This is a genomic window from Actinomycetospora sp., assembly GCF_055612215.1.
This window is the reverse complement of sequence record NZ_JBVPVA010000234.1, coordinates 1-2030: the sequence shown is the minus strand read 5'-3', so window position 1 is coordinate 2030 and position 2030 is coordinate 1. Positions and strand designations below refer to the sequence as shown.

Annotated in this window: 3 protein-coding genes; 2 read left to right on the top strand and 1 reads right to left on the bottom strand. The window is 73.8% G+C overall.

Features of this window, described 5'->3' with window-relative positions:
- Both AC0CYZ_RS06480 and AC0CYZ_RS06475 read left to right on the top strand, forming a co-directional pair.
- Positions 1–1253 (top strand): alpha/beta hydrolase family protein (locus AC0CYZ_RS06480; RefSeq protein WP_472213475.1); only part of this gene is annotated, 1253 nt, incomplete at its 5' end.
- On the top strand, positions 1250–1744 hold the full coding sequence (locus AC0CYZ_RS06475) for a hypothetical protein (RefSeq protein ID WP_472213473.1): 495 nt from the start codon (positions 1250–1252) through the stop codon (positions 1742–1744). The genes AC0CYZ_RS06480 and AC0CYZ_RS06475, both read left to right, overlap by 4 nt.
- Before the next feature lie 12 nt (positions 1745–1756).
- On the opposite strand, the gene AC0CYZ_RS06470 is transcribed toward AC0CYZ_RS06475, so the two are convergent.
- A partial coding sequence (locus tag AC0CYZ_RS06470) for an SEC-C metal-binding domain-containing protein (RefSeq protein WP_472213471.1) occupies positions 1757–2030 on the bottom strand: 274 nt, incomplete at its 5' end.

The following is a 2030-nucleotide window of genomic DNA, read 5'->3' as shown; positions in this document are numbered from 1 at the left end:
TCGCCGCCTCCGCGACGACGCCCCCCGACGCCCCGGCTCCTCCGTTCAGCACTGGTGACGCCGCGTTCGACGCCCAGCTGGAGCGGTCGCTGACCGCGGCCATGCGCGGCTGTGCCGATCTCGGCGAGGTCCGGGCGGTCGCGACCCGCATCCGGGCCGGCGACTTCGACTCCTGGGCCCGGGAGTGGCGTGCGCTCGCGGACTCGGTCGTCGCCGACGGCGACGAGAGCCTGGGGCACGACGACGCCGTCAGCGCCCGCCGCTGCTACCTGCGGGCCGTCGAGTACTACCGGCAGGCGTTCTTCTTCGCCCGCGACGACCTCACCCGCCAGGACCTGCACGCCGACTACCGCGCCCACGTCGCCGCCTTCCGCGCCGCCATGCCGCTGTTGAGCACTCCCTGCCTGCCGATGGAGCTCGAGCAGGACGGCGTCGCGGTCTCCGGCTATCTGCTGCGGCCGGCACCGGACGACACGCCCCGGCCCACCGTGCTCGCCCCCGCGGGCTACGACTCCACCGCCGAGAGTGGCTACGCCGAGGAGGCGGTGTCCGCGCTCGAGTACGGGATGAACTGCGTGGTCCTCGAAGGGCCGGGTCAAGGCGGGGTCCTCTACGAACGCGGCCAGGTGCTGCGCCCGGACTTCGAGACGGTGCTCGCTCCGGTGCTCGACTGGGTCGTGGCGCAACCCGGCGTCGACCCGGACGCCCTGGTCCTGTTCGGCCGGAGCTTCGCGGGCTACCTCGCGCCCCGTGGCGCCGCGGGGGAGCCGCGAATCGCGGCGCTGGTCGCCGACCCCGCCCAGTACGACTTCGGTGCCGCCCTCCGAGCCCGGATGGGCGACGCGATCTGGACGCGGGTCGAGCAGCGCGACCCCACCCTGGACGCCGACCTGGCCCCCATGCTCGCCGACCCCCAGCAGCGCAACGACTACCAGTGCCGCATGACCACCCACGGGGTCACGAGCCTGAGCGAGTACTTCCGGGAGCTGAGCCGGTTCTCCCTCGCCGGGCTCTCCGAGCGGATCACCTGCCCGACCCTGGCCCTCCAGGCGGAGGGCGACTTCGCCGGCACCGGGCAGCTCGACGAGTTCGCCCGGTCCCTCGGCGGCCCGGTCACGACCCACCGGTTCACCGTGGCCGAAGGGGCGGGTGGGCACTGCGAGGGGCTCGGCCAGCAACGCCTCGACCGCGTCGTCTACGGCTGGCTGACCGGCGCCCTGCACCGTCCTGCGGGAGGAATCCGTCGAGGATGAACGCCTACGACTCCGAGCCCTGGCGCGAATTCGCCGTCGGCACCGGCGGCGCCGCCGCCGCGCTGGTCGGGCTGCTGTTCGTGGCCATCTCCATCAACCTGCAGGCCATCATCAAGCTCCCGCACATCCCGCTCCGCGCCGCGCACGCCCTCGTCGTGCTCGCCACGCCCGTCTTCCTGGCCCTGATCCTGCTCATCCCGCAGGGCGCCGTCCCCCTGGGGATCGAGATGATCGTGGCGGCGGTCCTCGCGGGCCCCCTCGTGGGCTGGCTCGCCGTCCCGACGCACCGGTCGCGGGAGACGCCGCCCGCCGCGTGGGGCCTGCTGGTCATCGGGCCGGCCGTGGCCCTCGTGCTCGGCCCGCTCCTGGCCGGCATCGGGGTCCTGACGACGTCGCTCGGCGGGCTCTACTGGATCCCCGCGGCGATGGTGGTCGCCCTCCTCAGCGGCCTGGTCAACGCGTGGGTCCTCATGATCGAGATCATCCGCTGAAGGCCGGTCCCATCAGCTCCGGGGCCGCGGGAGGCAGCACTTCTTGTACTTCGTGTGGGAGCCGCACCAGCACGGGTCGTTCCGCCCGGGCGGCCACTCGAGCAGCGGCCCGGGCTCGACGGCGTCGAGGTCCTCGCCCGCGAGGTTCGCCGCGAGCAGCTCCGGCGTCGCGACCTCGACGTCCATCGGCCCCTCCTCCTGGAGGGCCTGCTCGATCAACGTTCGGTGCTCGTCCCACGTCGCCCCGAGGGTCGCGGCCCGGTCGGGGAACGCGGCGAGCATCCGG